This is a genomic window from Streptomyces sp. WELS2, from assembly GCF_013870595.1.
Classification (GTDB): domain Bacteria; phylum Actinomycetota; class Actinomycetes; order Streptomycetales; family Streptomycetaceae; genus Streptomyces.
The window spans coordinates 1-2,822 of record NZ_JACBWZ010000787.1 but is presented as its reverse complement, the minus strand read 5'-3'; the positions used below and the strand labels follow the sequence as shown (position 1 = coordinate 2,822).

General features: G+C 69.3%; 3 protein-coding genes. 1 reads left to right on the top strand and 2 read right to left on the bottom strand.

The window, feature by feature from the left end; all coding sequences use genetic code 11:
• Together H5J33_RS29805 and H5J33_RS29800 are read right to left on the bottom strand one after the other, a co-directional pair.
• Positions 1-1,696: MDR family MFS transporter (locus tag H5J33_RS29805; protein ID WP_181797902.1), on the bottom strand; the 1,696-nt coding region annotated here is incomplete at its 3' end.
• 13 nt (positions 1,697-1,709) lie between these two features.
• Positions 1,710-2,204 carry a MarR family winged helix-turn-helix transcriptional regulator gene (locus tag H5J33_RS29800; RefSeq protein ID WP_030786090.1) on the bottom strand — a complete coding sequence of 165 codons (495 nt, stop codon included), beginning with the start codon at positions 2,202-2,204 and terminating at the stop codon, positions 1,710-1,712.
• A gap of 205 nt (positions 2,205-2,409) precedes the next feature.
• Here H5J33_RS29800 and H5J33_RS29795 point away from each other — a divergent pair, with 205 nt between their 5' ends.
• Positions 2,410-2,607, top strand: coding sequence for a hypothetical protein (locus H5J33_RS29795; RefSeq protein WP_181797901.1), 198 nt, complete (start codon positions 2,410-2,412; stop codon positions 2,605-2,607).
• Positions 2,608-2,822: the final 215 nt, after the last annotated feature.

Here is a 2,822-nt window from a genome sequence, read left to right as displayed (position 1 = left end):
GCGTGGCGGAGAGCAGGGGAGCGCGGCTGTCGAGCGGCGGCTGGGACTGGGCCTGCGCCACCGCGGCGGCGGCCGGGGCCTCGACCTGGGCCGGGGTGTCACCCTCGGCGGACTGCGCGAGCGCGCCCTTGGTCTTCAGCGGGACCTCCTTGATGAACAGCGTGATCAGGAAGGCGACGGCGGCGAGGCAGCCGGCGATGAAGAAGACGTCGGCGATGCCGTGGCCGTAGGCGCTCTCCATCAGCGTCCGGATGGGCGCCGGGAGCTTGTCCATGTCCGGGATGCTGTCGGTCGAGCCGGAGCTGCCGGCCAGCGCGGCCTGGGACTTCGGGTCCAGCGCGGCGACGCCGTCCTGGACGTAGTGGGTGATCCGGCGGGACATCACGGCACCGAGCGCGGAGACGCCGACCGCACCGCCGAGGGAGCGGAAGAAGGTGACCGTGGAGCTGGCCGAGCCGAGGTCGGAGGGCGCCACCTGGTTCTGCGTGGCGAGCACCAGGTTCTGCATCATCATGCCGATGCCGAGACCCAGCAGGGCCATGAAGATGGCCATCTTCCAGTAGTCCGTGTCGTACCGGATGCCGCCGAGCAGCAGCAGTCCGGCCGTGACCAGCACGCCACCGCTGACCAGCCACGCCTTCCAGCGGCCGGTGCGGGTGATGAACTGACCCGAGACGGTCGAGGAGACGAACAGACCGCCGATCATCGGGATGGTCATGACGCCCGACATGGTCGGGGACTTGTCGCGGGCCAGCTGGAAGTACTGGCTGAAGAACACGGTGCCGGTGAACATCGCGATACCGACGAACAGCGAGGCGAGCGACGCCAGCGTGATCGTGCGGTTCTTGAACAGGCGCAGCGGGATGATCGGCTCGCTCGCCTTGGACTCCACGAGCACGAACAGCGCGCCGAGGACGATCGAACCGCCGACCATCGCGAAGGTCTGCCAGGACAGCCAGTCGTACTTGTCACCGGCGAAGGTGACCCAGATCAGCAGCAGGGAGACGGCGGCGGCGATCAGCGTCGCACCGAGCCAGTCGACCTTGACCTGGCGCTTGACCACGGGCAGGTGCAGGGTCTTCTGCAGCACGATCAGCGCGATGATCGCGAAGGGCACACCGACGTAGAAGCACCAGCGCCAGCCCAGCCAGGAGGTGTCGGTGATGACACCGCCGAGCAGCGGGCCGCCGACGGTGGCGACGGCGAAGGTGGCGCCGAGGTAGCCGGAGTACCGGCCGCGCTCGCGCGGGGAGATCATCGCCGCCATGACGATCTGGGCCAGGGCGGACAGACCGCCGACGCCGATGCCCTGGAACACCCGGAAGGTGATGAGCATGCCGGGGTTCTGCGACAGGCCGGCCGCCATGGAGGCGACCACGTAGATGATGAGGGCTATCTGGACGAGAGCCTTCTTGCTGTACAGGTCGGCGAGCTTGCCCCACAGGGGAGTGGCCGCGGTCATCGACAGCAGGGCGGCGGTGACCACCCAGGTGTAGGCGGACTGGCCGCCGCCGAGGTCTCCGATGATGTGCGGCAGGGCGTTGGAGACGATCGTGGACGACAGGATCGCCACGAACATGCCGAGCAGCAGCCCGGACAGGGCCTCCATGATCTGCCGGTGCGTCATCGGGGCGTCGGCCTGGCCTCCCCCGTGCTTGGCGTGAGCCCGCACACCGGCTGGTGTGGTCGTTGCCATGGGCTTCCTTTTCTTACGTGCTTGCGGGTGTACGGGTGGTCTCATCGACTACGGGGGCGGGGAGCCGGACCGGGGCGGACCGGCAGTCGCCGAACGAGTCGCGCAGTCGCGTCATCAGCCGGATCAGCTGGCCGACCTCGTCGTCGGTCCAGTCCGCCAGCCGCTCGGCGAGCAGATGCGTGGTGCGCCGGGACAGCTCGTCGAGCTGGTCCAGACCCTCCGGGGTCAGGCGCAGGATGCGCGACCGTTTGTCCGCCGGGTCCGGGAGCCGCTCGATCCAGCCGCGTGCGGCCACGTGCGCGACATGCCGGCTGGTGACCGACATGTCCACGGCGAGCAGTTCCGCGAGCTTGCTCATGCGCATGTCGCCGTGGCGGCCGAGCAGGGTCAGCACGGCGGCCGAGCCTGCCGGGCAGTCGGGCGGCAGGATCCGCCCCATGTCCCGTTTCACGGCTCCGACGGCACTGAGCTGACGCGCCAGCTCTTCAAACTGCGCCCGCTCGGCCATCACACCTCCCGTATTCGTTGCTTGGGGCAACCATAGGACTGTTTGGTTGCTGAAGGCAAACAATCATGGCGTGGCTGGCGCAAAAACTTGGCAAAGACAAGTATTGCGAACGTAAATGTGCAGGTGAGTGCGGGTGGGGTGCCCCCGTCTGTCCCGAAGGCCCCGCACTTGGGCCGGTCACCTGGATTCGCTAGGGTCTCGGGGCATGGCTAACACCCAGGGCCCCCAGGGCAATTACGACCCCGCAGGCAGCACCCAGATGTTCCGCGCCTTCGTCGACGAGGCGCCCCAGGGGCGGCAGCGGCAGGCGCCCTCCTCCTCCGGTCCCCGGGTCGGCGTGATCATCGGCGTCATCGTGGCGCTCGTCGTGGTGGCCGGCGTCGCCTGGCTGGCGCTGAAGTAGGGGGCGGCCCCGTACGGGACCGGTCCCTGTCGGCCGAGATCCCACGCGTCTCGACGCGCGTACCTAGCGGCGCCTCCAGGCGACCACCCACACCGTCCACGCCGGGCTCGTCCGCGCGCCCGGAGCGAGCGGCACCGGCAGCGGGACGGCCGACTCCACCGTCCCCCGGCCCACGCCGGGCGCGCCGGTGATGTGCGTCCCGAACGTCACCGCGC

What these genes read in the sequence shown, in the direction of transcription:
- H5J33_RS29800 (WP_030786090.1), bottom strand. Translation starts at nt 2,204, where the DNA reads ATGGCCGAGCGGGCGCAGTTTGAAGAGCTGGCGCGTCAGCTCAGTGCC.
- H5J33_RS29795 (WP_181797901.1), top strand. Translation starts at nt 2,410, where the DNA reads ATGGCTAACACCCAGGGCCCCCAGGGCAATTACGACCCCGCAGGCAGC.